Below are 25964 nucleotides of genomic sequence, written 5' to 3' on the forward strand. Positions count from 1 at the left end.
CCTATGAGACAGCCCTCTTTCCTTAATATGCCAACTTGTCGATCCAATCGTCGAGTTGCTTAACCTAATTATTCAGTAGGTACTTTGATTTCACCGGAGATGATCTTCTCACGATACTCTTCCACTTTCTTCAGAACATCCTCTGGAACGTTCTTAGAGGAAGTTGGAGCGATGTCTACTCCCTTTTCCTTCAGACCGAAATACAATGTTTGTCCTCCTGGGAACTTACCATCTTGCATCATCTTGGATACTTGCAATACAGCTTGGTCTACGCGCTTGACCATGGATGTTAATGTAATGTCGTCACCATGTGTCAACGACTGGTCCATATCTACACCAATAACCCATACATCTTCACCGTTCTTCTTGCGCTCTTTAGCTTCAGTGAATACGCCGTTTCCTGCTTGGCCCGCTGCATGGAAGACGATGTCTGCTTTTTTGTTATACAGTGTGCTTGCAGCATTTTTACCTTTATCAACGCTGTTGAAATCGCCTACATATAATGCTTCTACTTTTGCATTAGGATTTACAGCTTGAACACCTGCTTTGAAGCCTGCTTCAAAGCGCTTGATAACCGGCAGTTCCATACCGCCTACAAAACCGATCGTATTCGTCTTCGTCATAGAACCAGCGATAACACCAACCAAGAAGGAACCTTCATGCTCTTGGAACAAGATCGAAGCCACGTTAGGACCCTTAACTTCAGCATCTACGATGGCCATTTTGCTGTCTGGATTCTTAGAGGAAACTTCAGCTACCGGGTCCATCATCGTCATACCTGTCGCCCAAGTCAGATCGTATTTATCCTTGACGAATTTGTTTAAGCTCGGAACAAGCTCGCTGTCTTTCTTAGGCTCTAGAGCCTTAACCTGAATGCCTGTATCTTTCTCTAACTGCTGCAGCCCTTCCCATGCGCTCTGATTAAAGGACTTGTCGTTTATACTGCCAAGGTCAGTTACCAAGCCTACCTTCAAATCGCTTTGCTTACCGCTGCCATTCTTCGCTCCGCAGCCTGCGAGTACTGCAGACAGCATCAATACGCTGATCAACGTCAGCAACAACATTTTTTTCTTTGAACCTTTCATTCTTGTTTCCCCCTTATGATTTACTAGTCTTCATTACCCCAAACGAAACAAAATGTAACCGTTCTCAATCCAGTGCGACTGCAGTGTTTCCAGAATAGTTGACCATCTGCAGAAAATGCAGCGCTCACCTCCTTAATAGAGTCAACGGGGTCACAATGGGATCCACCCAAGATTGACCATCGGTTCAATAAGCTCGAATTATCATGTATAATGAGATATACATGACTTCGCTACAGCGATTAACAAATGAGGATGGTGCTCATGATAACAGATCTACGTCAGGTGTACTTATTTCAAGAGTTGCCGGACCAAGCTTTGCAGGAGCTCGCTCCTAAGCTAAAGCCAAGACAATTCAACAAGAACCATACCCTCATTTATGAGGAAGATACGAATAGAGATGTATTCATTATCCGCTCTGGTTCGGTAAAAGTGTTCAGCTTGCAGGATGAGAAAGAAGTTATATTCAACTTCTTCTTCCCAGGTGAAACAGTAGGTGAATTCGAAGCGCTGTATCCTAGTCATACCCGCATTGCTTCTGTTGAAGCAATGGAAACCGTTCACTCCTGGGTGCTCACGAAAGATGAATTCTTGAGTGTATCGGAACGATATCCTTCTGTTCTTAGACGAGCTTACTCGCAGCTAGTGGACCATCTTCGCGTCCTTAACCGCAAGGTCGTTTATTTATCCAGTATGGATGTACGACGCAAAGCAGCCAACCTGCTCGTAGACCTCTACTTTAATATGGGAGTTGAGGAAGAAGGCCAGCTGTACATCCGGTATAGACTGACGCACCATATTCTTGCGAACATGATCGGCGTTACTCGTGAATCACTGTCTAAAGTAATGAAGGAATTCCAAGATGAAGGACTTATTCATATGAAGCAAAAAACGATATATATTATGGACCTTAACCGCCTCATGAAGTTGTGTGAGGCAAGCATTATCCAATCTCACCAGCGCAAATGGCGCGGCGAAGAGGTTGACCAGCACGTTTTTCCCGTGCAAACGTAACCAAAGCTTGTGTCAGTTGCCGGCGATATTCATCTGGTCATGGCATTAACTACCGCTATTAACTCTATTCTATATGTGGGACGTTACCTTTGCAGTAATGTCCCCTACCTTTTTTTTGTAATGAAATTCACATTTCTGCATGCGCTTTCATTACAGAAATTGTAGAATGATTCATGATAACCTCGAATTAATCTCATGAACTTGAGTAAGAATATGGTTGAGTACGTTTAATGTTCTTATCAACTAGAAATATGAAATGGAGGATTATGATGAGCATCCATATTGAAGCCCGTCACGGTGACATAGCTGAAGCGGTGTTACTACCAGGGGATCCACTGCGCGCCAAGCATATCGCGGAAACGTTCCTAGAGCAGGTTGAATGCTATAACAAAGTCCGCAACATGTTTGGATTTACAGGTACTTATAAAGGGCATCGCATTTCCGTTCAAGGTTCTGGTATGGGAATTCCGTCCTTCTCCATCTATGCTTCTGAGCTGATGAAGGATTATGGCTGCAAGACCTTGATCCGAGTAGGTACCTGCGGAGCCATTCAAGAAGATGTAAAAATAAGAGATGTGCTGATGGCGCAGGGCGTCACGACGGATTCTTCTATTGTAGAGCACTTCTTCCCAGGTGTTGCTTTCGCTCCGATCTCCGACTTCGGTCTATTGCATCAGGCGTACACGATCTCGCAAGAGCGCGGAATCAAGGTGCGTGTCGGCAACATTCATTCGTCCGATTACTTCTATTCCGAGCGTCCTGAGTGGACAAAGAGACTCGGTGAGTACGGTGTAATGGCCGTAGAGATGGAGACAGCAGCATTATACATTCTAGCGGCGAAGTATAAAGCGAAAGCATTGTCTCTCTTAACGGTGAGCGATCATATCCTCACTGGAGAAGAAACAACGCCTCAAGAACGCCAAACCAGCTTCAATCAGATGATTGAATTGGCGCTCGATACGGCAATAGCTAAGCAAGGTTAATAGTCATATTCAAGCAATAGGATCGGTGTTACCACCATTGGTCCTATTGCTTTTTTTTCTATCATTTCGATTATCAATAGCTGTCCATCCATAACAGACACAGCTCTCCCTGTCGTGATCACCCAATCCCCCCTACTCCCCTCTCACCATACATTTTATAGCAATCCTCTTACTCTCCAAAATTTAGATTCATGCAATAATATACGCATTGCAGTATGTAATTTCACCTTAGAGATTTCATTTATCAACCATATAAAGTTAAGTTATGACCATTTATAGCATTTAATGTAAAGTCATTTTATGCTATTTATTTTGACATTTTTCTACATTACATGCATTTTATATGGCGTTTGTTTGTACAGAAAGGAAGATTGTTCATCATATAACGACATTTTTCTTAAAAAACTTGAAAAAAGGTAAAGACTCTTCGCGAAGCTTGTGCTATTATATGTTTCAAGCCAATCAGTAACTTTTCTTTAGCAAGTGTATAATGTAAAGTTAATATTTGGTTTAAAAGATAAATTCATCCAGAAAGGGGAACATCATTGCATGAGAAAGAAATCGATACTGGTACTGCTTTCGCTCGTTCTAGCTTTTAGCGCATTATTAAGCGCTTGCGGTAGTTCTTCAGACTCAGCGAAATCAAACGACGGTGCTTCGACGAACGGAGCAAGCGGCAAGCCGCAAGAATTCAGCTTTAACCTGGGATCAGAACCACCAACATTGGATCCCGCACTTTCCCAAGATGCGCCATCATTCGCTGTTATCGGAGCGATCTTCGAGGGTTTGACACGAGTAGACAAGGATAACAACATTCAACCTGCTGCGGCTGAGAGTTGGGATATCTCAGAGGATGGCAAAACATATACTTTCCACCTTCGCAAAGATGGAAAATGGTCTAACGGCGATCCTGTAACGGCTCACGATTTCGAATATTCTTGGAAACGAGTGCTCGATCCAAATATGAAGAAAACATCACCGTATAACTATCAGATGTACTACATCAAGAACGGTGAGAAATTCTTCAACCAAGAAATTACGGATCCAAGTCAGCTCGGTGTAAAGGCTACTGACGATTACACATTGGTAGTTGAGTTGGAGAACCCAACTCCATACTTCTTGCATCTGACAGCATTCGGAACGTACTTCCCGGTTAACAAAAAGGTAGTTGAAGCTGATCCGAAGTGGGATCTCGAAGCAAATACGATCGTTTCCAACGGACCTTTCAAAATGACCAAGTGGGAACATTCCAATGTAATCGAGCTTGTGCAAAATGATCAATACCACAGCCTGGATGAGATTAAGTTGACTAAAGTGGATATCAGCATGGTCAATGATTCCAATACGGCAATGAATATGTATGAGACAGGCGCACTTGACTACGTAGGACCTCCGGGAATTGGAGTACCTACTGATCAGATTCCAATGTTGAAGAAAACGAAGCCAGACGAGTTGAACATCAACCCTCAAGCGTCACTTTACTACTACATCTTTAACAATAAGGAAAAGCCGTTTGACAATAAGAACATTCGCAAAGCATTATCAATGTCGATCGATCGCCAGATGCTTATCGACAAAGTAACACTTGGCGAACAAAAACCAGCATTCGGTATGGTACCTCCAGGTATCAACGCCGTTGAAGGCCAATACCGTGATAAGTACCCTGACACCTACTTCAAGGAAGATGTTGAAGAAGCGAAGAGATTGCTCGCTCTAGGCTTGCAAGAATCTGGAATGACTGAATTGCCGGAAATTACACTCACTTATAACACTGACGATAATCACAAGAAATTAGCTCAAGCTATCGCAGATATGTGGACGAACAATCTTGGCATTAAGGTTAGAATTGAAAACGTAGAATGGAAAGTATTCCTTGAACAGCGTCATACTCTGGACTATCAAGTCGCACGCGCAGGCTGGAACCCAGATTACAATGATCCTATGACGTTCCTAGATCTTTACGTCACAGGTGGCGGTAACAACGATATCGGCTTTAGCAATCCAGAATTCGATAAGCTGATCAAAGGTGCCTATGTTGAGCCAGATCCACAAAAACGCATGGACATGCTTGCTCAAGCTGAAAAGATTCTGATTGAAGATGAAATGGCTATCCTGCCAATCTACTACTACACTGCAGTAACATTGATGCAACCAGAATTCAAAAATATCTTCGTTGATGCTATGGGTAACTTCAACTTTACACGCGGGTACGTAGAGTAGAAAGATATATTCATACTCATGAAGGCTGGGATACATGCAAGCGATTCGTTCGCATGTATCCCGAATTTTTTTACTCCCATTTTATGATTTATTCATAAAACAATATATTACCGGCGGTGAAAATGTGATGGCACGCTACATTATAAATAAAATTATATTTTTTATCGCATCTTTGTTCGTACTGGCGTCAATCACATTTATATTGATGAACGCCATCCCGGGTGATCCTTTCTCTTCCGAAAAGGCGGTTCCGCCTCAGGTTCAAGAGAAGTTGATGGAGCAATACGGCTTAGATAAGCCATATTACGAACAATATGCAATATATATGACCAACTTAGTGCAAGGTGATCTCGGTATATCGATGAAGATGGCGGATCGCGAAGTCACTGACTTCATTAAAGACTCCTTCCCTTACTCGCTTAAGCTGGGGATTGTCGCGGTTATCGTCTCTGTAATTATCGGTGTATCACTTGGATTGCTGGCTGCATTTAATCACAGGAAAATGCTAGACACTTCTGCCATGATATTTGCTGTAATTGGCGTATCGGTTCCAAGCTTCGTGCTTGCCGCACTTATCCAGTGGCTGCTCGGCGTTCAGTTTCCAATCTTCAATGTTGTTGGTCTTAATGAAGCGAAAGACTATGTGCTTCCAACTATGGCGCTGTCAGCGATGCCAATCGCCTTTATCGCTCGTCTGACACGTTCAAGCATGCTGGAAGTTCTCCATGCAGATTACATCAAGACGGCTCGTTCTAAAGGATTGAATAATTGGACGATTATGCGTCGACATGTAATCCGAAACGGTATCTTGCCCGTTATCACTTATCTTGGACCGCTTACAGCGGGTGTTATTACGGGTTCATTCGTTATCGAGCAAATCTTCGGTATCCCTGGATTAGGTAAAGTTTACGTTACTAGTATCGGTAACCGTGACTATTCACTCATTATGGGAATTACGATCTTCTACGGTCTGATTCTGATGACTGCTCGCTTTATTACAGATATTGCATATGGCATGATTGATCCTCGGATCAAACTTGGCAAGCAGAAGGAGAGCTAATCATGATAACAACTAACAATTCCAATACTCTCCCACAGCAGCCACTCACACCGGAGCAGTTTCAAAAGGCAAGCCCAGATGAGCATGCCGCTGAGGCAATCCAGCGTGAAAGCATTTCGGCATGGCGTGATGTATGGCTGCGGCTCCGCACCAATAAGGCTGCGATGACGGGTCTTGTCATTCTAATTTTGCTTATTATTATGGCTATTATTGGCCCTTGGTTAACATCATACGATCCTAATAAAAATGATCTCATGGCAACGAACTTGCCTCCATCTTCAGAGCATTGGTTCGGTACCGATGACCTCGGCCGCGATATGTTCACCCGTACGTGGATGGGCGCTCGCATTTCATTGATCGTAGGTTTCGCGGCGGCATGCATCAACTTGGTTATCGGTGTTATCTATGGTGGAATCATGGGATACGTCGGCGGAAGAGTCGATGATTTCATGAACAAATTCTCAGAAATTGTATATTCCATCCCTGACATGCTGGTTGCAATCCTGCTCGTTGTTGTATTTGAACCGAGCTTGGTAACGATCATTATCGCTCTATGTTTAACGGGTTGGATTAATATGTCCTGGATCGTTCGCGGACAGATCATGCAGTTGAAGAATCAAGAATACGTGTTGGCCGCTCGTTCCTTAGGCGCTTCCGGTTCGCGCATTCTATTGCGTCATTTGATTCCGAACTCGCTAGGTCCAATTATCGTTACCATGACACTTGCTGTACCATCAGCCATCTTCAGCGAAGCCGTACTTAGCTTCCTCGGCTTAGGTGTTCAGCTTCCATCCGCCTCATGGGGTACGATGATTAACGAAGGAATCAAGGTAATGGTTATCTATCCATGGCGCTTGATATTCCCAGCTATTATGATCAGCTTGACAATGCTCGCATTTAATATGTTCGGAGACGGCTTGCGTGACGCGCTTGACCCGAAATTGAAGAAATAATGGTCTAGGAGGAATGGACATGCATAAGACAGAGCCCCTATTAGAAGTCAACGATCTGCACGTCTCCTTCAAAGCGCGCGGCGGTGAAGTTAAGGCAGTACGCGGTGTTTCCTTCCATGTAAATCCGGGGGAAGCAGTGGCAATTGTAGGAGAATCGGGATGCGGTAAGAGTGTAACAGCACAGAGCATTATGAGACTGTTGCCATCGCCGCCATCCTTTGTAAAGAACGGTGAGATCAAGTTTAATAAGAGAAACCTGCTGAGCTTGAAGGAAAAAGAGATGCAAGCGATTCGCGGTAAAGACATCGGGATGATCTTCCAAGATCCGATGACATCCTTGAATCCGACAATGACTATTGGTAAACAGATTACAGAAGTATTAACCAAGCACAAAGCTATGAATTCTGCTCAAGCAAAAGAAGAAGCAATCCGAATGCTGAAGCTCGTAGGTATTCCACATGCGGAATCCAGATTCCATCAATATCCGCATGAGTTCTCCGGCGGTATGCGTCAACGTGCGATGATCGCCATTGCACTGTCCTGTCAGCCTTCCTTGCTGATTGCGGACGAGCCTACTACGGCGCTTGATGTAACGATTCAAGCACAGATATTGTCTGTAATGAAAGATTTGCAAGAGCAATTCCATACTTCGATCATCTTGATTACACATGATCTTGGGATCGTAGCTGATGTATGTGATCGTGTTATTGTTATGTATGCAGGCAAGATTGTGGAAACGGGTACGAAGCATGAAATATTCAAAAATCCACAGCACCCTTATACAAAAGGCTTGCTGCAGTCCTTACCGCGTATTGATCAGAAGAAGGATGAGCCATTGGTTCCTATTCTCGGTACACCGCCAGATTTGTTAATGCCGCCTGCCGGCTGCGGATTCTGCGCACGCTGTGATCACGCGATGAACATATGCAAGACCCATGATCCTGAATACACCACCATTAGTGACAAGCATCAAGCACGCTGCTGGCTGCTCCATCCTATGGCGAAGGAGGCGGTAAAATGACACAATCTCAACCACTCATACAGGTCGAGAACCTAAAGAAATACTTCCCTGTCAAAAATGGCGGAACGCTCAAAGCCGTTAATGATGTGAGCTTTGATATTCGAGCAGGCGAAACGCTCGGAATGGTTGGTGAATCCGGTTGCGGTAAATCCACTGTCGGACGTACCGTCCTTCGCTTGTACGAGCCTACGGCAGGTCAAGTCAAATTCAATGGTACGAATATATATAGCTTGAACCGCTCGCAGATGAAGGAATATCGCCGCTATATGCAGATGATCTTCCAGGATCCATACGCTTCACTGAATCCAAGAATGACCATCTCCGATATTATCGGCGAAGCCCTTGATATTCATAAGCTGGCGAGTCGCGGTGCAGAACGCAAGCGCCGCATTGAGGAATTGCTGGATCTGGTTAACCTGAACCCTGACCACGCGAACCGTTACCCGCATGAATTCTCTGGCGGTCAGCGTCAACGGATAGGGATAGCACGCGCACTCGCAGTTGATCCGAAGTTCATCATCTGTGATGAACCAATCTCAGCCTTGGACGTTTCGATTCAAGCACAGGTTGTCAACTTGCTGAAAGAGCTTCAAGGCCGCATGGGTCTGACTTATCTGTTTATTGCCCATGACCTATCGATGGTTAAGCATATTAGTGACCGTGTTGCTGTTATGTATCTTGGAAAAATGGTTGAGCTTGCAGAGAGCGAGGCCCTATATTCCGATCCGCTTCATCCATATACGAAAGCCTTAATGTCCGCGATTCCTGTTCCTGACCCTGATATTGAAGCTTCAAAGGAACGGATTGTGCTGGAAGGTGAAATTCCTAGCCCAATCAATCCTCCATCAGGCTGCTTCTTCCGCACGCGCTGTCCGTATGCAACAGAACGCTGCGCTAAGGAAGCGCCGGAGTTCCGCGAAGCGAAGCCAGGACATCATGTAGCTTGCCACCTGGTTTGACACCATCACGATAGGCAATACCGACGATAAGCTTGGTATTGCCTATCGAATGGTTTCACCTCCTCCAACATCACTTTGTCAACTTCTTGCTACGACTCTCCCCCTTGCCATCAGCCAACAACGGCGCGTACATCATTAACGCGTGATTCTCCGCTATGCTTTCATCCCTTAACCATGTTCCATCAAGCGAATATACTTGGCGATACAGCTCATTATGGCGCATATGACCGCCCCATGGCTCCAACGTCATTCGATGGTTGCGCTCCTCGATCCTGTATTGATATCGAGGAGAAGCAGTTGAACGCCATTCTCCGCGCAGATGAGTCTCTCCTACTTCAAGTACTAGCTGATATCTCTCTTTCGTCGAATTGCGAATCATGAGATCCAAATAGTTATAAGCACATGTCGCCCCGCTCCCAAACGGCTGCGTCCGATTAGCATCGGGAAATACATCATAGGAATGCCGATAGCGCTCTACTACCTCTAATGGGGAATGCAGCGTGATCCAATAGATCAAGTTAGATAGCTGACACAATCCCCCACCTATACCAAGTCTCATCTGGCCGCAGTACAGAACCATTCCGGGCTGATATCCCTTGCGCTTCGTCGGCTTACCGATGAGACGCCAGTAAGAGAATACTTTACCAGGCTCCATAACGATGCCGTTCAATCGTTCAACCGCGAGATGCAGATTATGTACTTTGGCTTCCTGTATACTGCGGTCGACTTCATGAAGCTCTCGGTAAAGCGGTGTGCTGTGTTCAGCAATGATATAATCTAGCTTATCTTGGCTGCGGGTTAGCGCAAACTGCTCTCTCATCTTCCACCAATGTGCATAACGGTTTAGACGATAATAAGCCTTCCCTGCGGCTAATCTAATAGAAGAACGTTTAATAGGTCGATACTTAAGCATGAAATCCACGTATACCACCTTTCTCCTAGTTAACCATTTCATTGATTATAACAGAATGTTGAATGCAGGATGTGGTTATGATATAGTAGGTTTCTTATTCCCATTTTCCAGTAGCCATACAACAGTAAAATGGACCACTATTATTCTTAGGAGGTAACTGAAGGTGAACGACACATTTCAAAGTGCCTATCAAGAAGAGCACCAACGTCTTGAACAGACACTGCTGGAAATTAGCAAGCAGTATGAAGCACTTCGACGTATCCCTGTTTACACGGGGGATAATTTCACCGAGCAGGTTCTCGAAGATGCGCGTGAGCAGCGGCGGCAGCGGCTGAAGCGTGCCGAACGCGAGCCATACTTCGGACGCATCGACATTCGAGAAACAACTCGAACAAACACCATCCCGCTGTATATCGGCAAGCACGGCGTAGGTATGGACAGCAAGACGCCTATCCCATTGTCAGCAGGCTCACTCGGCAAGGAAGAAGAGGATTTGTATCCGCTTGTCATCGATTGGCGAGCCCCCGTTGCGAGCTTGTTCTACTCTTTCACTGGCGGTACTGCTCCCGCTTCTTATGAATGTCCAGAAGGTACGATTGAAGCAGATATATATCTCAAGCGCAACCTTGTCGTGCGCAAAGAACAGCTGCAGCGCGTCGTCGATACCTACAATCGCGATTCCAGCGAAGAACACGTTACGGACGAATTCCTCGTTTATCGACTTGGCGAGAATAAGGACAATCGCTTGCGAGACATCGTATCTACGATTCAAGCTGAGCAGGATCTCATTATCCGAGCCGCTAAGAATCAGGCTTTGTTCATTCAAGGTGTGGCAGGAAGCGGTAAGACTACCGTAGCTCTTCACCGATTGGCTTTTCTCCTATATCAATATCATGAGCAGCTGAAGAGCGAGCGCATGATTATATTCGCGCCAAACCGTATGTTTCTCGATTATATCAGCGACGTTCTGCCTGAACTCGGTGTGGGTGACATTCAACAACGTACATTTTCCGATTGGGCGTTAGAATTAACTGGTCTTGATGAACACGTTAAATTAGCCGATGTGATGGACGAGATTGAACATTGGTACGGCTCGATCGAAAATCGACCGGAGTTCACATCCGAAACCGTCGGCAGAATCAAGGGATCTTTACGCTGGATGAAGCTCTTGGATGAGCATATCGAGCGTTGGGTGGAACATGCCGTCCCAGAAGAGGACTTCTCGCCATGGGATAACCACACCCTTCCACGGGCCACGATTCTGGAATGGTTCACTCACGATTACAAGTCCTATGAACCGGCAAAGAGAGTGGTGCGAATTCAAGCTCGAATCCAGCGTTGGATCGAGATGGAGCTCAAGCTGATACGCAATCGTACGCAGCTTCAAGATAATAAGAAGAAATCGTCTTCTCGCCTCAAGGCCTATATGAAGAAGTGGCCTAACACTGACGTTTTGCAGGTCTATAAATCATTGCTTCAATCTGAAGCAACCGAGCAGCTGCTGCCTGCTTCCGCAGTCAATGAAACGCTTAAGCATATAAAAAAGAAGTATATTAAGCCTGAAGACCTGGCGTCGCTTGTCTATCTTCATATCAGCCTATATGGCATAGAATCTTCTGCTCGCTTCGATCACGTCGTAATCGATGAAGCGCAGGACTTCTCTCCGCTGCAGATCGCTCTGCTTGATCGTATGGTCAAGACCCACTCGTTTACTGTGCTGGGCGATCTATCACAGGGCATCCATGCTTATGCGGGAATTGAAGATTGGTCTGAGATGCGCGAGCTGTTCGGGCCTGAGCTGTCATCCTATTACGCGCTTACTCGCAGTTACCGTTCAACGATGGAAATCATACATTTCGCCAACACGATTCTGAAGCGCGGCGTACAAACCAGCATGCTGGCGGAGCCTGTGTTCCGAGGCGGCAATCGTGTACGGATCGTGCATATGAACTCACAAGAAACTGTAACTTGGATAAAGCGTGAGCTCGAACGTCACCTGGAGCAAGGATATCAGACAACTGCCATCCTGACTCGTACAACGGATGAAGCTCGAAGCTTATACGAGCAGCTGCAGGCTATGGGCGTTCAGGCCAGCCTAATAGATGGCAGACAGCAGAAGTATACCGGCGGCGTATCCGTCTTGCCTGTTTATTTGTCCAAAGGTCTAGAATTCGATGCTGTCCTGCTGACAAGCGCGGATGCTGTCCATTATCAGGCGAACCCATTGGAAGCACGGCTTATGTATGTAGGATGTACACGTGCTCTTCATGAATTGACATTATGCGCAGAGGGTGAATTAAGTCCGCTAGTTCCCGAGAACGATGATGAATGGACTGAACATGTTCAGCTCTAAGAGCTTTTTGCCCTAGATGGAACCTCAAAATACCCAGACGAAGACCATGTGTCTAGTCTGGGTATTTTCGCGAAAGAAGAGTGATTTAGGAAGTATTTGTAGAATGGCATAATATTATCTTACTGTATTTGGGTTTTTATTATTTATTTCGATATGATTCTATCAAATAGCAGAATCTACACTCGAAATGTATCGAAACACGAATAATCCTCTGTTCCACTCCTTTTTGTACTCTCAATATGGACGTTTGATTCCCCTTAATAGACATTTTTCGGAATAAACAAAAAATTGTACATGACGACTTCAAATTTATATGGTATTATATGGTACAATCCAACTGTCAATCATCCCCTGAGAATGTCTAGCCTAGTCATTGACATTGGCAACATATTGAATCCGAGAGGGGTACAAAGACACATGAAGAGAAGATCCTTGCTGCTTGTATTGATGCTATTACTTGCTGTAAGCGCATTCGTGAGTGCTTGTGGAGGCAACTCGCCGAAAACAGCTGAGCCGCCAAAGACAGAAACTAAGACAGAAACTAAAACAGAGACCAAGAAGGATGATCCTCCTAAGGAAGCCACAAAAGAGCAAGTATTCCGCTTCAACCTCGGTACTGAGCCGCCTTCGCTGGATCCAGGTCAAGCTCAGGATGTGACATCATTTACTGTACTGTCCGCGACATTTGAAGGATTAACTCGCGTCAACGAAAAGGATGAAGTACTGCCGGGAATGGCAGAAAAGTGGACCCTTTCGGATGATGGCAAGACGTACACGTTCAATATTCGCAAGGATGCTAAGTGGTCGAATGGCGACCCTGTAACCGCACATGACTTCGTGTATGCTTGGCAGCGTGTGCTTGATCCTGCAACAGAGCCTGCCCCGCCATATAACTACCAACTGTTCTATCTGGTGAATGGTGAAGAGTTCAATACGAAGAAGATTACAGATGCCAGCCAAGTTGGTGTTAAAGCAACTGATGATTATACATTGGTAGTCAACCTAGTCAACCCTACTCCATACTTCTTGAATCTACTCTCCTTCCAAACCTACTATCCTGTTCATAAGTCAGCTAAAGACAATCCGAAGACATGGGCAAGCGAAGCGAATACAATCGTTTCTAACGGTCCATTCAAGGTCTCGAATTGGGTGCACCAATCTTCTCTCGAGCTCGTGCCGAATGAGAACTATTATGCTAAAGATGAGATCAAGTTCACTAAAGTATCTATGACCATGGTCGAAGACTCCATGTCACAGCTCAATATGTATGAGACAAATGCACTTGATTATGTTGGACGTCCAACAGGGACGATTCCTACTGATCAGATCGCGACCTTGAAGCAGACGAAAAAGGATGAGCTCATCATTCAGCCGGAAGCAGGACTGTATTATTACCTGTTCAACAACCAAGCTAAGCCGTTTGACAATGTAAAGATACGTAAAGCGCTGTCATTGGCGATCGACCGCAAAGCCATCGTTGAGAATGTGACGATGGGCGGGCAGACTCAAGCCTATTACATGGTGCCGATCGGCATTAATGGTGTCAAAGAACAGTACCGTAATGAGGTTCCAGTCAACTATTTTGAAGAAAATGTAGAAGAAGCCAAAAAGCTGCTCGCAGAAGGCTTAGCAGAATCTAACTTGACGGCAATGCCGGAGTTCACGCTTACTTATAACACCAATGACCTCCACAAGAAGGTAGCGCTCGCCATCGTCGACATGTGGAAACAGAATCTAGGCATTAACGTCCAGATCCAGAATCAGGAGTGGGCTGTATTCTTGAAGGATCGTACTGCATTGAACTACCAGGTTGCTCGTGCAGGCTGGTCGCCGGATTATAACGACGCGATGACCTTTATGGATCTGTATACGACAGGCAGCGGCAACAATGACCTCGGCTACAGCAATCCGAAATTCGACGAGTTAATCATTCAAGCAAAGAAAGAAGCTGATCCAGTAAAGCGCAGAGAGATTATCGCGCAGGCGGAACAGATTATCATCGGCGACGATATGGCCCTGATGCCAATCTACAACAACAGTATGGTCGGTATGATGAAGCCTAATGTCAAGAACGTATTCCACGACTACCAAGGCATGCTCCATTTCACAAGAGGTTATCTGGAATAACTCCAGCCTCACCATAAATATGCAAGTCGGGATGCAAGCGGCCTAGCTGTCTTGTATCCCGTTTTTGCAATACTCATTCGAATGAGGCGGTGAAATACTCAGATGCTGCGATATATATTAAACAAATGTTTCTTCTTTCTCGTATCCATGCTCGTGTTAGCCACCATCACCTTCGTACTCATGAAAGCGATTCCAGGTGATCCATTTACAAAAGAGAAAGCTGTAGCTCCCGAAATAAGAGAGCGATTGTACGCGCAGTATGGGTTAGATAAGCCCTATTTAGAACAGTATCGTGTTTATCTGGCCAATCTCCTATCAGGCGACTTAGGAATATCCATGAAAATGCATGATCGAGAAGTCATACAGTTCATCCGAGACTCCTTCCCCTTCTCGCTTCGCCTTGGAATCGTAGCTGTACTGACAGCTGTACTCGTTGGGGTCACCCTCGGAATGACCGCTGCGTTCCATCATCGAAGGCAATTAGATACGTCCGCAATGGTTCTGGCTGTTATTGGCGTGTCCGTTCCAAGCTTCGTGCTGGCTTCTTTGCTGCAATGGCTCTTAGGCGTAAAGATTCCAATCTTCAATGTGGTCGGCTTGAATGAGGCGAAGGACTTCGTCCTCCCTACAATTGCATTATCAGCACTCCCTATCGCCTTTATCGCGCGATTAACACGATCTAATATGCTCGAAGTGCTGCATTCCGATTATATTAAGACGGCTCGTTCCAAAGGCTTAAGCACGTGGACGATCATGCAGCGGCACGTGCTGCGCAACGGCATCTTGCCAGTCGTCACCTATCTTGGACCACTTACAGCCAACGTGATTACGGGTTCATTTATTATCGAGCAAATATTCGGCATAGCCGGACTAGGCAAGATATATGTCATGAGTATCGGCAACCGCGATTATTCGCTTATCATGGGAATCACAATCTTTTACGGCTTAATCTTGATGACGGCTCGCTTGATTACCGATATCGCTTACGGCTTCATCGATCCTCGCATTAAGCTCGGAAAGCGAAAGGAGCGTGCGGCATGATTTCATATAAATATAACAAGCCGAAGACGATCCAACCGGGTTCATTTACACCCGATCAATTTCGCAAGGCTGACATTGACGAGCACGCTTCTGAAGCTATAGAACGCGAAAGCATATCTGCTTGGCGGGATGTGTGGCTTAGATTGCGCTCCAACTGGGCTGCAATGACAGGCCTAGTCATTCTAGTGCTGCTCATCATTATGGCGATCGTTGGTCCGTTTCTGACACCTCACGACTTCTCCAAGACGAATCTCATGCTAACGAATAAACCACCCTCGGCAGAGCATTGGTTTGGAACGGACGATCTAGGTCGAGATATGTTCGCGCGAACATGGATGGGAGCTCGCATCTCCTTGCTGGTCGGATTTACAGCTGCGATGATCAACTTGATATTTGGGGTTATTTACGGCGGTATTATGGGCTATCTCGGAGGTAAATTAGATGAATTGATGAACAAAGTATCTGAGGTTATCTATTCTATTCCGGATCTGCTCGTTGCCATCCTGCTCGTCGTCGTATTCAAGCCGAGTCTGCTGACGATCATTATCGCGCTGTGCCTGACCGGATGGATCAATATGTCTTGGATCGTTCGCGGCCAGATCATGCAGCTCAAAACTCAAGAGTATGTGCTTGCGTCACGCTCCTTGGGCGCATCAGGAGCGAGAATCATATTCCGTCATCTGATCCCGAACACACTAGGACCGATCATCGTAACGTTAACACTGGCTGTACCTTCATCGATCTTTGCTGAGGCTGTGCTCAGCTTCCTAGGTCTCGGCGTTCAGCTTCCTGCAGCCTCGTGGGGAACAATGATCAATGATGCGCTGCAGGCCATGATCTTGTATCCTTGGCGCATGCTGTTCCCTGCCATCTTAATCAGCTTAACGATGCTCGCCTTCAACTTATTCGGTGATGGCATGAGAGATGCGATCGATCCTAAGCTCAAAAAATAAGGACAAGGAGGAAACCGCATGGAAAAAGTGCAGCCCATATTAGAAGTTAAGGATTTACATGTTTCCTTCGATGTCCGTGCTGGTGAAGTTCAAGCTGTACGAGGTGTATCCTTTCATGTGAATCCGGGTGAAGCGGTTGCTATCGTTGGTGAATCCGGCTGCGGCAAGAGCGTTACAGCCCAAAGTATTATGCGTCTCCTACCTTCTCCACCCTCTCGTGTCAAGAACGGGGAGATTCTATTTAACGGAATGAATCTGCTGAACTTGAAGGAGAAGGAGATGCAAGCCTATCGGGGCAAAGAGATCGGAATGATATTTCAGGATCCTATGACCTCGCTGAATCCAACGATGACAATAGGCAGACAAATCACCGAAGTGCTGGAGAAGCATAAGAAGATGCGGCGATCACAAGCGAAGCAAACCGCGATCGAGATGCTTACGCTGGTTGGGATACCCAACGCTGTATCCCGTTATAATCAGTTCCCGCATGAATTCTCTGGCGGTATGCGGCAAAGAGCCATGATCGCGATTGCGTTGGCTTGTCACCCAGCGCTGCTCATTGCTGATGAACCAACAACCGCACTGGATGTGACCATACAAGCACAGATTCTAAATGTGATGAAGGATCTGCAGGAGAAATTCAATACCTCCATTATCTTAATCACGCATGATCTCGGCATTGTGGCCGACTTATGCGATCGCGTAATCGTCATGTATGCCGGTAAAGTCGTGGAATCAGGGACGAAATGGGAAATCTTCAAAAGTCCTAAGCATCCCTATACGAAAGGGCTGCTTCGTTCCCTACCGCGGATCGATCAGCAGAAGAACGAGCCTCTAATCCCTATTCACGGAACGCCGCCTGATCTGCTAAAACCGCCTGCAGGCTGCGGCTTCTGCGCGCGATGCGAGCATGCGATGAACATCTGCAAGACGCATCAACCGGAGCTTGTCGACATTACCGACACCCATCAATCACGCTGTTGGCTGCTCCACCCGATGGCACAGGAGGTTTCCCTATGACACAATTAGAAGCGCTCGTTCAAGTTGAGAGCTTGAAGAAGTTCTTTCCTGTGAAGCACGGTGGATTGCTGAAGGCAGTTAACGATGTCAGCTTTAACGTGTACCGCGGGGAAACGCTGGGGATGGTCGGTGAATCCGGCTGCGGCAAATCAACAGTCGGCCGTACGATGCTTCGGCTGTATGAACCAACCGCAGGACAGGTTCGTTTCAATGGATCAAACATAAATAGACTGAACAGAACGAGTATGAAGGCTTTGCGTCGTCAGATGCAGATGATATTTCAAGATCCGTACGCTTCGTTGAACCCGCGCATGACGATCACGGATATCATCGGCGAAGCGCTCGACATTCATAAGCTTGCTGCAAGCCGTGCCGAGAGGAAGCGCCGCGTAGAGGAATTGCTCGATCTAGTCGGCTTGAATCCGGATCATGCGAATCGTTATCCTCATGAATTCTCAGGCGGACAACGGCAGCGAATTGGAATTGCGCGCGCGCTTGCAGTTAATCCGCAGTTCATCATCTGCGATGAGCCCATCTCCGCGCTCGATGTATCGATCCAAGCGCAGGTTGTGAATCTGTTGAAAGAGCTGCAAGAACGCTTAGGATTAACGTATTTATTCATCGCGCACGACTTGTCCATGGTCAAGCATATTAGCGACAGAGTCGCCGTGATGTATCTGGGCAAGATGGTTGAATTAGCAGACAGCTCAACTCTGTATTCAGACCCGCTTCATCCTTATACAAAGGCGCTGATGTCAGCTATTCCAGTCCCTGACCCGGAAGTAGAAGCACAAAAGGAGCGAATCGTCTTGCAGGGAGAGATCCCAAGCCCGATCAATCCGCCTTCCGGCTGTCACTTTCGCACTCGTTGTCCAGTAGCCAGTGAACTATGCGCGAAGGAAGCACCTGCTTTCCGAGAAACGAAGTCAGGACATTTTGTAGCTTGCCATCATGTATAATTCATAAACTAAGGCAGTGCACGCTCCCATGGGAGTATGCACTGCCTTTTGAATAGCATGTGTACGATTAATTTAAGTGCGTAGGTTAAGTTCAGTATTTCTCCGAAACCAGCTTCGCCTGTGTGAAGAGCAGCAAGTAATCCCTGCCCCCTGCCTTTGAATCGGTGCCTGACATATTGAATCCGCCAAATGGATGAACGCCTACGAGTGCGCCGGTACATTTGCGGTTAAAGTACAGATTGCCGCAATGCATACGTGCTCTCGCATACTCCAGATGCTCACGGCTGCTGCTGAATACAGCACCTGTTAATCCATATTCCGTATCATTGAAGATGTCTATCGCTTGCTCAAAGCTGTCTGCCTTGCAGAAGGCCAGTACAGGTCCGAATATTTCCTCTTGCATAATGCGAGCTCGCGAATCAACGTCAGCGAATATAGTAGGTTGAATATAATACCCATTGCCTTCTGCAGCCGATCCACCTGCGATAAGTCGCCCCTCTTGCTTGCCGATCTCCATGTATTCTAATATCTTGTCGTAGGCATTCTTATCGATTACAGGACCAATTGATTTGTTGATTATGGCAGAGCCAATCTCCAGCGTCTTCGTCTTCTCCGTTACACGCTCAAGCACTTGGTCATATATCTCAGCGTGAATGATCGCTCTCGAGCCGGCAGAGCACTTCTGTCCTTGGAATCCGAATGCGGACTGAACGATAGCCGTTGCCGCTTCCTCCACATTCGCACTTTGATCAACGACGATGCCGTCTTTGCCGCCCATTTCCGCGATGAGCCTCTTGATCCACAACTGACCTGGCTGTGTACGGGCGATTCGTTCATTGATGCGCAGACCGACATCTCTGGAGCCTGTAAATGAAACGAAGCGAGTCTGCGGGTGATCGACCAGCAAATCTCCGATCTCGGCGCCCGATCCAGGAATGAAGTTGATCACACCTGCAGGGAGCCCTACTTCCTCCATCAGCTCTATGAACTTAGCCGCGATAACAGGAGATGTTGACGCTGGCTTCAGAACAACCGTGTTGCCAGCCACGATAGCAGCAGTCGTCATGCCTGCCATGATCGCCAACGGGAAGTTCCAAGGTGGAATGACAACCCCTACTCCAAGTGGAATGTAGGTAAGACGATTGTCTTCACCTTCCAGCAGCGTCAGGGGCTGCGGACCGCTTAAACGCACCATCTCCCGCGCGTAGAACTCTAGGAAGTCAATCGCTTCCGCCACATCTGCGTCAGCCTCTCCCCAATTCTTGCCGACCTCGTATACGAGCCATGCCGCATATTCGAATTTGCGTCTTCTCATCACAGCTGCAGCCTTGAACAGGTACCCTGCTCGCTCATCTGGACTGACATGCTGCCATTGCTGAAATGCTTCCTGTGCTGAAGCGATTGCTTGCAGAGCTAACGCTTGATCCGCTTGTGCGACATGACCGATCACTTGATCGATATCGCCAGGATTGATGGATACTGACGTCTTATCCGTCATGATCTTCTCTCCATTAATTGTTAAGGGATACGTGCGCCCTAACTCAGCAGCTACTTTCTGTAAAGCGGCTTCCATCTGCAGATTATTAGCTTCTACAGCAAAATTCGTAAACGGCTCGTTGCGAAATGGCATCATCGTCATCTTCGGATCCTCCCTACATTCATTTCATTTATAAAGCAAATTAGGACTTGAACATGGACTTCAATACGAACCAAACATTAGCCGGACGCTCCGCCAAACGGCGCATAAAATACCCGTACCAATCATCGCCATAGGGCACATATACCCGCATCTTATAGCCTTCCTCGGCTAGTTGACGCTGCGCTTGAACACGAATTCCGTACAGCATCTGAAATTCGAATTGCGAGTTAGGGATTCTGTTCGCCTTCACGAACGTTTTTACATGGTTAATGATCTGATCGTCATGTGTGGCGATAGCGGCATAATGGCCTTTAAGCAGGTGCTGCTCGATGATCCGTACATAATTGCGGTCAACGTCTTCTTTGAGTGGAAATGCCACCTCGGTGGATTCTTTGTAGGCACCTTTTACGAGGCGCAGGTTAGGACGATGCACACTCAGCTTCTCGATATCCGCTTCACTCTTATACAAATAGGCCTGGATCACAATTCCTACGGTATCTCCGTATTCCTTGCGCAGCTCGTTAAAAATATCAAGCGAGATCTCGTTATGAGCATAATCCTCCATATCGATGCGAACGAAGTTGCCGTAGGTACGCGCCGTATCTAGGATCATACACATATGCTTCATGCACAGCTCCTTCGAAATATCGAGTCCAAGCTGGGTCATCTTGATGGACAGATTCGACTTTACGCCGCTCTTCGCTATCTCCTCCAATGTGCGAATACAGCACTGAACTGCTTCTTCCGCTTCTTGGGGCGTTGAGATGAACTCACCAAGATGGTCCAGTGTGGCAACGATCCCTTTGGCGTTCAGCTCACGCACCGCTGTAATCGCTTCCATAATTTGAACACCTGCGACAAAGCGTCTAGCACCGAAGCGGAGACCGTATTTCTTAGCTGCACGGTTGACCGTTCGATTCTTCGAGAGAAATAAAAAAGCATTACGCATCATGCTTTCCATTGGCAATTAAGCCCCCTACATCAAATGTGTACAATTTTTAAACACTTCTCTTCGTTGTGTTTAATTATAATCACTTATGGTTTATTTTGTAAATAAACAAATTAGAATATTATGGTATTGATTGGTTCGAGTAAATCAATTGCAATCATAAGATTCCTTTGCCATAATATGGACAACAACTATAAGACGGAGATGACTTCTTATGAGACAACAGGCGGATGTGTGGGCTGCGCCGCAATTGCAGTCGCTGTTGAACGGACTTCTCGACGCTGTCAACGATGCTGTGACCGTGGTTGATCCGGAAGGAACCGTTATCTATTGGAATCGGCGCGCAGAAGAAATGTACGGTATAGCACAATCCACGATCGTTGGCAGACGGATCGCTGAATTTTTTCAACGGGAGTCTGTCATGCTTTTTCAGGTCATGGAGAGCGGAGCACCTATACGACAGCTGTATCATGAACCGCGACCTAACGTTCATGTGATGATTAATGCCTCCCCTCTATGGAGTGACGATGGCACTCTGCTTGGCGCTGTATCCATCGAAAACGATATGACTTCCTTCGTTAAGCTAAGCGCGGAAATGTACAGGGGGGCTGAGGCCGAGAAGCTGTCATCCCCTGCATTTCCGTTTAAGCAGGAGCATTTGATGTCAGCCATGCTGATCGTGGAGCGAAGCAGACCGCTGCTCCTTATAGGAGAAACCGGTTCAGGAAAACGAAGTATTGCAGATTGGATATATGAGGAGCTGAAGTTAACGGGATTATTCGTCGCCATGAGCTGCTCGACCATTCCGGAAGGCTTGCTCGAAGCGGAGCTATTCGGCTATCAAGGGGATACGGAGCGCACGGGGAAGATGGATCTTGCATCGGACGGTGTCTTGTATCTGAAGGATGTGGACTGCTTGCCGCTCACGCTGCAGGAGAAGCTGCTGGATGCGCTGATCAACGGAAGCTTCACTCGCATGGGCGGTATGAAGCGAGTTCCGGTTCAGTGCCGAGTCATCACCTCCGCTGCAAGCGGGCTGTATACGTTAGGCGAGGACTCGGCGGATGGCTGGCTGCCGGAGCTGTACTATGCGTTCGTGCAGCATCAGGTTCCCTCAGTGCGCGACCGTGTGCAGGAGCTTCCCGAACTGTGCAGCCTCTACTTAGCCGAGGCTGCTGGCAAGTTCGGGATTATCCGGCCTGTTGTGCGGCAAGATGCGCTTGCCGCCATCGCAGCCTATGACTGGCCGGATAACCTGCCGCAGCTGCGCCATGCGATGGAGCAGGCCGCGCTTGCTGTGCATGCGCAGGGCGGCACAGCGATTACCGCGAAGGAGCTGCCGGACTACGCGCGGCTGACAACGTTAGCGGAGCTGACGGAGGACGATCTGCCGCTCAGCGTCCATTCGGAAGAAATGGAGCGCGGCAAGATCGCGGATGCGCTTAAGCGCGCGCAGGGCAACAAGGCGCGTGCCGCACGTTTGCTCGGCATCTCGCGCGGTGCGCTCTACTATAAGCTGCGCCAGTATGGATTGGATTAAGCGCCGGCAGAGCGGGCTGTATTGACTTGTCTTGCCGCAGCTCTTCTTGGGTTGGGCGCGTACAGCGGCGCACCTACGCTCTGTATCGGGGATTTTCCCCGTTACAGTGCAGATACCGCTTTCGATGAAGAGAGATAACGGGGTTTTTCCCGTTTACGCGGCCGTTTGCATAAGCAATCAGCATCGATGCTGTAAGATAACGTGGATTTCCCCCGTTACAGCGATAGAATCACAGTGGTAATAGGCGATAACGGGGTAAATCCAAGTTACAAGAATACCTAACCTAAAAAGCGTTCTAAGTGCTTACGCGCACTCAGAACGCTTTTTCAACCCCTCACACTAGCATTTTCTTCAACAGGATGCGGTCACAGCAAACGAGACCATTTTCGATGATCGGTTCATCATAATGCTTCGTGAAATAATCCGGCTCCACGCCTACGATCCGGAAGCCTACCTTCTGATAGAGGTATAGCTGCCCGATCGATGAGTTGCCCGTGCTGACTTCCAGCATAGCATAGCCATTGCTTCGCGCCCATTCAGCTGCTTCACGCAGCAGCAATTGACCGCAGCCCTGCCCTTGCATCGCCGGATCTACGGCTAAGTTCGTCACTTCCAGTGTATGCTCTGCCCTATCACAGAGTACGCAAACCCCAATCACGCGTCCCTCATCAAGCAGCAGCATATTTACGCTGTCATTGATATATTTTTGTATCATTTCCACACTTGGGTCAGCCAGCATCAGCAGCTCATAAGGAATCTCCTGTCCTGAACCCAGCATGCGGATCGTCAAATCTGTCAGCTTCATACATGATTCCTCCATAACACACGATCAAGAATCCCGAAGATGATAGCGGCACTCATGCCAAATGGGCTAACGCCAAAGCCAATCCTAATCATGCCTGCTGGATTATCTACCGGGTTACCTAAGCCCATTATTAATACAGTGAGAATAGAAGCGATAAAGCCTGCCGCCGCATAGCTCAACGTGAATATGGCGACACGAACCCATCTGCTCTTATCTGTCTGCCGCTTCATTAACCGATCAATCCCGAAGGAAGCGAGAATGCCGAACACAAGACAAGCAACCATCGTATAAAAGAAAATAACGAGCGCGACTGTGTAGAAGCTTAATACCTTAGCAAAGAACGCGCCTAACAATATGGCCAGCAGAATTGCAACTAAGATGGAAGTTATCATCTTCTTACCGATGATCTTGAAGATCGGCATGAGAATTCCTCCTATAAATCGGGTTAATCAACTATCAGGATATCGTTTCTTTATTTCCAACTTTCCACACCATCTCGATCTCATCTTCAATGATGCGGCCAGTCTTGCGAAACCCAACTTGCTCATACATATGCTCGGCATGCTCATTCCCAGGCGCATAGCTGAGCACAATCTCTTCTGTACAGTCCGGCAACGCCGCCAACTCTTCGATTGCGCTCACGAGCGCCGCTTTGCCAAACCCCTTTCCTTGATGTTCCTGCGCGATCATTAACCTTGATATCCAATACCTATCGTCATCAGGATCCTTGCCATACATGATAAACCCAACCATCACGTCCTGAAAATAGACACCCATCGGCTTATAAGAAGGTTCATATGCAGCTTGTGCCAAAGAGAACGCATTGCTCGCCACAAACTTTTCCTGATCAGTCCCCACTCTCAAGCTTACGCACTTCAACCAGTTCTGGGTATCAATTGGTCTTAACTCTATGTTCAACTGAACTCCCCCTTCATATTATACGAACGACTAGCTCTTTTTTAGTGATTGTTCTGTAAATATCATCCATAAGTTGCTCAGATAGCTACATTGTAGCAAATGGCGAGTGGAGTGTCTGTTCATTTTCACGGAAAGCTCAGCTATAACTATTATTTACAGTATGAAAATGGTCACAAAAAAACAGCAGCCAAGGCCCCCACCTTAACTGCTGTGTTCCAGATCATCTTTAATTGGCTTGCCTATCCGATCAATAGGCCGCTTGCTTCAGACTTAACGCTTCTTCCGCAGGCACGTAAGCATGACCGAGATCTTTGGCCACCGCATGATATGTGATCGCGCCATTAGCAGCGTTCAATCCCGAGAGCAAGGCTTTATTCTCGCGCAATGCCTGCTTAAGTCCCTTATTGGCTATAAGCAGCGCATAAGGCAAGGTGACGTTCGTCAGTGCCATCGTCGATGTTCGCGATACAGCGCCAGGCATATTCGCGACGGCATAATGAATTACGCCATGCTTCACATACGTCGGCTGGTCATGAGTCGTCACATGATCGACCGTTTCGACGATACCGCCTTGATCAACAGCCACATCAATGACGACCGATCCTGGCTGCATCGAGCGTATCATATCTTCACTCACTAGCTTCGGCGCTTTAGCTCCAGGTATGAGCACCGCGCCAATCACGAGATCCGATTCCCGCACGGCGTCCGCGATGTTCATCGGATTAGACATCAGCGTCTGGATGCTCGATCCAAAAATATCGTCCAGTTGGCGCAGGCGATCGGCGCTCATATCGATAATCGTCACATCAGCGCCTAAGCCGACAGCAATCTTGGCTGCGTTGGTACCTACAACACCGCCGCCAATAATCGTTACCTTCCCGCGCCGTACACCTGGGACGCCGCCCAACAATATGCCCTTGCCTCCATGCGGCTTCTCCAGCATCTGAGCGCCGACCTGAGCAGCCATCCGCCCAGCCACTTCGCTCATTGGCGTGAGCAGCGGCAATGTACGGTTGACCTCAACGGTTTCATAGGCGATAGCTGTAACCTTGTGGTCCAGCAGCGCTTTGGCCAGATTGGGCTCTGCCGCCAAGTGCAAATATGTGAATAAGATCAGCCCTTCACGAAAATAACCATACTCAGCCGCTATTGGCTCCTTAACCTTCATCACCATATCGGATTCATTCCACACAGCCGCGGCATTCACTGAGATGATTGCTCCCGCGGTAGCGTAATCGCTGTCATTAAATCCGCTGCCAAGGCCAGCGCCCTGTTCCACTCGCACTTCATGGCCTGCTTGACGAAGGGCAAACACGCCTGCTGGAGTAATCGCTACACGGTTTTCATTGTTTTTAATTTCTGTCGGTATTCCAATCTTCAATGCGAAGCCCCCCTGTAAAGCTTTATTAATTCACTACTAGTATAGTATTGTGACAACTTGTTTAACTTTAGTAA

22 protein-coding genes are annotated in these 25964 nt (G+C 47.2%); 14 read left to right on the plus strand and 8 right to left on the minus strand.

Annotated elements, in window-relative coordinates; genetic code table 11:
* Window positions 1–68: 68 nt before the first annotated feature.
* Complete coding sequence (locus tag AC3WTP_RS15770) at window positions 69–1085, minus strand: BMP family lipoprotein (protein ID WP_492395578.1); 1017 nt, start codon at window positions 1083–1085, stop codon at window positions 69–71.
* A gap of 261 nt (window positions 1086–1346) precedes the next feature.
* Here AC3WTP_RS15770 and AC3WTP_RS15775 point away from each other — a divergent pair, with 261 nt between their 5' ends.
* The 7 genes from AC3WTP_RS15775 to AC3WTP_RS15805 all read left to right on the plus strand — a co-directional run bounded on the left by AC3WTP_RS15775 (window position 1347) and on the right by AC3WTP_RS15805 (window position 9292).
* Window positions 1347–2096, plus strand: coding sequence for a Crp/Fnr family transcriptional regulator (locus AC3WTP_RS15775; RefSeq protein ID WP_492395579.1), 750 nt, complete (start codon window positions 1347–1349; stop codon window positions 2094–2096).
* Window positions 2097–2365: 269 nt separating this feature from the next.
* Window positions 2366–3079, plus strand: coding sequence for a purine-nucleoside phosphorylase (deoD, locus tag AC3WTP_RS15780; protein ID WP_492395580.1), 714 nt, complete (start codon window positions 2366–2368; stop codon window positions 3077–3079).
* Window positions 3080–3628: 549 nt separating this feature from the next.
* Window positions 3629–5299 carry a peptide ABC transporter substrate-binding protein gene (locus tag AC3WTP_RS15785; protein ID WP_492395581.1) on the plus strand — a complete coding sequence of 557 codons (1671 nt, stop codon included), beginning with the start codon at window positions 3629–3631 and terminating at the stop codon, window positions 5297–5299.
* A gap of 127 nt (window positions 5300–5426) precedes the next feature.
* Window positions 5427–6359: an ABC transporter permease gene (locus AC3WTP_RS15790; protein ID WP_492395582.1), complete on the plus strand. Its 933-nt coding sequence runs from the start codon at window positions 5427–5429 to the stop codon at window positions 6357–6359.
* A 2-nt stretch (window positions 6360–6361) separates the two neighbouring features.
* The gene (locus AC3WTP_RS15795) at window positions 6362–7312 is read left to right on the plus strand and encodes an ABC transporter permease (RefSeq protein ID WP_492395583.1); all 951 of its coding nucleotides are present in this window, start codon (window positions 6362–6364) and stop codon (window positions 7310–7312) included.
* A 19-nt stretch (window positions 7313–7331) separates the two neighbouring features.
* A complete protein-coding gene (locus AC3WTP_RS15800; RefSeq protein ID WP_492395584.1) occupies window positions 7332–8333 on the plus strand; it encodes an ABC transporter ATP-binding protein in 1002 nt (333 codons plus the stop codon).
* On the plus strand, window positions 8330–9292 hold the full coding sequence (locus AC3WTP_RS15805; RefSeq protein ID WP_492395585.1) for an ABC transporter ATP-binding protein: 963 nt from the start codon (window positions 8330–8332) through the stop codon (window positions 9290–9292). Before AC3WTP_RS15800 ends, AC3WTP_RS15805 begins: the two co-directional genes overlap by 4 nt.
* A gap of 70 nt (window positions 9293–9362) precedes the next feature.
* Here the strand turns inward: AC3WTP_RS15805 and AC3WTP_RS15810 are convergent, their stop codons facing one another.
* Window positions 9363–10205: a VanW family protein gene (locus AC3WTP_RS15810; RefSeq protein ID WP_492395647.1), complete on the minus strand. Its 843-nt coding sequence runs from the start codon at window positions 10203–10205 to the stop codon at window positions 9363–9365.
* A gap of 163 nt (window positions 10206–10368) precedes the next feature.
* On the opposite strand from AC3WTP_RS15810, the gene AC3WTP_RS15815 reads away from it, so the two are divergent.
* From AC3WTP_RS15815 to AC3WTP_RS15840, 6 genes are all read left to right on the plus strand, one after another.
* Window positions 10369–12558 (plus strand): HelD family protein, encoded by a 2190-nt coding sequence (locus tag AC3WTP_RS15815; RefSeq protein WP_492395586.1) that lies wholly within the window; start codon window positions 10369–10371, stop codon window positions 12556–12558.
* A 417-nt stretch (window positions 12559–12975) separates the two neighbouring features.
* Window positions 12976–14685, plus strand: a complete 1710-nt coding sequence (locus AC3WTP_RS15820) for a peptide ABC transporter substrate-binding protein (RefSeq protein WP_492395587.1) — start codon at window positions 12976–12978, stop codon at window positions 14683–14685.
* 102 nt (window positions 14686–14787) lie between these two features.
* The gene (locus AC3WTP_RS15825) at window positions 14788–15726 is read left to right on the plus strand and encodes an ABC transporter permease (protein ID WP_492395588.1); all 939 of its coding nucleotides are present in this window, start codon (window positions 14788–14790) and stop codon (window positions 15724–15726) included.
* Window positions 15723–16679, plus strand: coding sequence for an ABC transporter permease (locus AC3WTP_RS15830; RefSeq protein ID WP_492395589.1), 957 nt, complete (start codon window positions 15723–15725; stop codon window positions 16677–16679). Before AC3WTP_RS15825 ends, AC3WTP_RS15830 begins: the two co-directional genes overlap by 4 nt.
* Before the next feature lie 27 nt (window positions 16680–16706).
* Window positions 16707–17699 carry an ABC transporter ATP-binding protein gene (locus AC3WTP_RS15835; protein ID WP_492395648.1) on the plus strand — a complete coding sequence of 331 codons (993 nt, stop codon included), beginning with the start codon at window positions 16707–16709 and terminating at the stop codon, window positions 17697–17699.
* Complete coding sequence (locus AC3WTP_RS15840; protein ID WP_492395590.1) at window positions 17696–18658, plus strand: ABC transporter ATP-binding protein; 963 nt, start codon at window positions 17696–17698, stop codon at window positions 18656–18658. Before AC3WTP_RS15835 ends, AC3WTP_RS15840 begins: the two co-directional genes overlap by 4 nt.
* Window positions 18659–18749: 91 nt before the next feature.
* Here the strand turns inward: AC3WTP_RS15840 and pruA are convergent, their stop codons facing one another.
* Together pruA and AC3WTP_RS15850 are read right to left on the minus strand one after the other, a co-directional pair.
* The gene (gene pruA, locus AC3WTP_RS15845; protein ID WP_492395591.1) at window positions 18750–20297 is read right to left on the minus strand and encodes an L-glutamate gamma-semialdehyde dehydrogenase; all 1548 of its coding nucleotides are present in this window, start codon (window positions 20295–20297) and stop codon (window positions 18750–18752) included.
* A gap of 40 nt (window positions 20298–20337) precedes the next feature.
* On the minus strand, window positions 20338–21258 hold the full coding sequence (locus AC3WTP_RS15850) for a proline dehydrogenase family protein (protein ID WP_492395592.1): 921 nt from the start codon (window positions 21256–21258) through the stop codon (window positions 20338–20340).
* 202 nt (window positions 21259–21460) lie between these two features.
* Between AC3WTP_RS15850 and AC3WTP_RS15855 the strand changes: the two genes are divergently transcribed.
* A complete protein-coding gene (locus tag AC3WTP_RS15855) occupies window positions 21461–22786 on the plus strand; it encodes a sigma 54-interacting transcriptional regulator (RefSeq protein ID WP_492395593.1) in 1326 nt (441 codons plus the stop codon).
* Between the two features lie 334 nt (window positions 22787–23120).
* On the opposite strand, the gene AC3WTP_RS15860 is transcribed toward AC3WTP_RS15855, so the two are convergent.
* The 4 genes from AC3WTP_RS15860 to ald form a co-directional block, all read right to left on the minus strand.
* Window positions 23121–23591: a GNAT family N-acetyltransferase gene (locus AC3WTP_RS15860; protein ID WP_492395594.1), complete on the minus strand. Its 471-nt coding sequence runs from the start codon at window positions 23589–23591 to the stop codon at window positions 23121–23123.
* On the minus strand, window positions 23588–24013 hold the full coding sequence (locus AC3WTP_RS15865) for a hypothetical protein (RefSeq protein ID WP_492395595.1): 426 nt from the start codon (window positions 24011–24013) through the stop codon (window positions 23588–23590). Before AC3WTP_RS15865 ends, AC3WTP_RS15860 begins: the two co-directional genes overlap by 4 nt.
* Before the next feature lie 34 nt (window positions 24014–24047).
* Window positions 24048–24509: a GNAT family N-acetyltransferase gene (locus AC3WTP_RS15870; protein ID WP_492395596.1), complete on the minus strand. Its 462-nt coding sequence runs from the start codon at window positions 24507–24509 to the stop codon at window positions 24048–24050.
* 247 nt (window positions 24510–24756) lie between these two features.
* Window positions 24757–25890 carry an alanine dehydrogenase gene (ald, locus tag AC3WTP_RS15875; RefSeq protein ID WP_492395597.1) on the minus strand — a complete coding sequence of 378 codons (1134 nt, stop codon included), beginning with the start codon at window positions 25888–25890 and terminating at the stop codon, window positions 24757–24759.
* Window positions 25891–25964: the final 74 nt, after the last annotated feature.

The sequence above is a fragment of the Paenibacillus sp. EB106-04-04-XG159 genome (assembly GCF_058791835.1).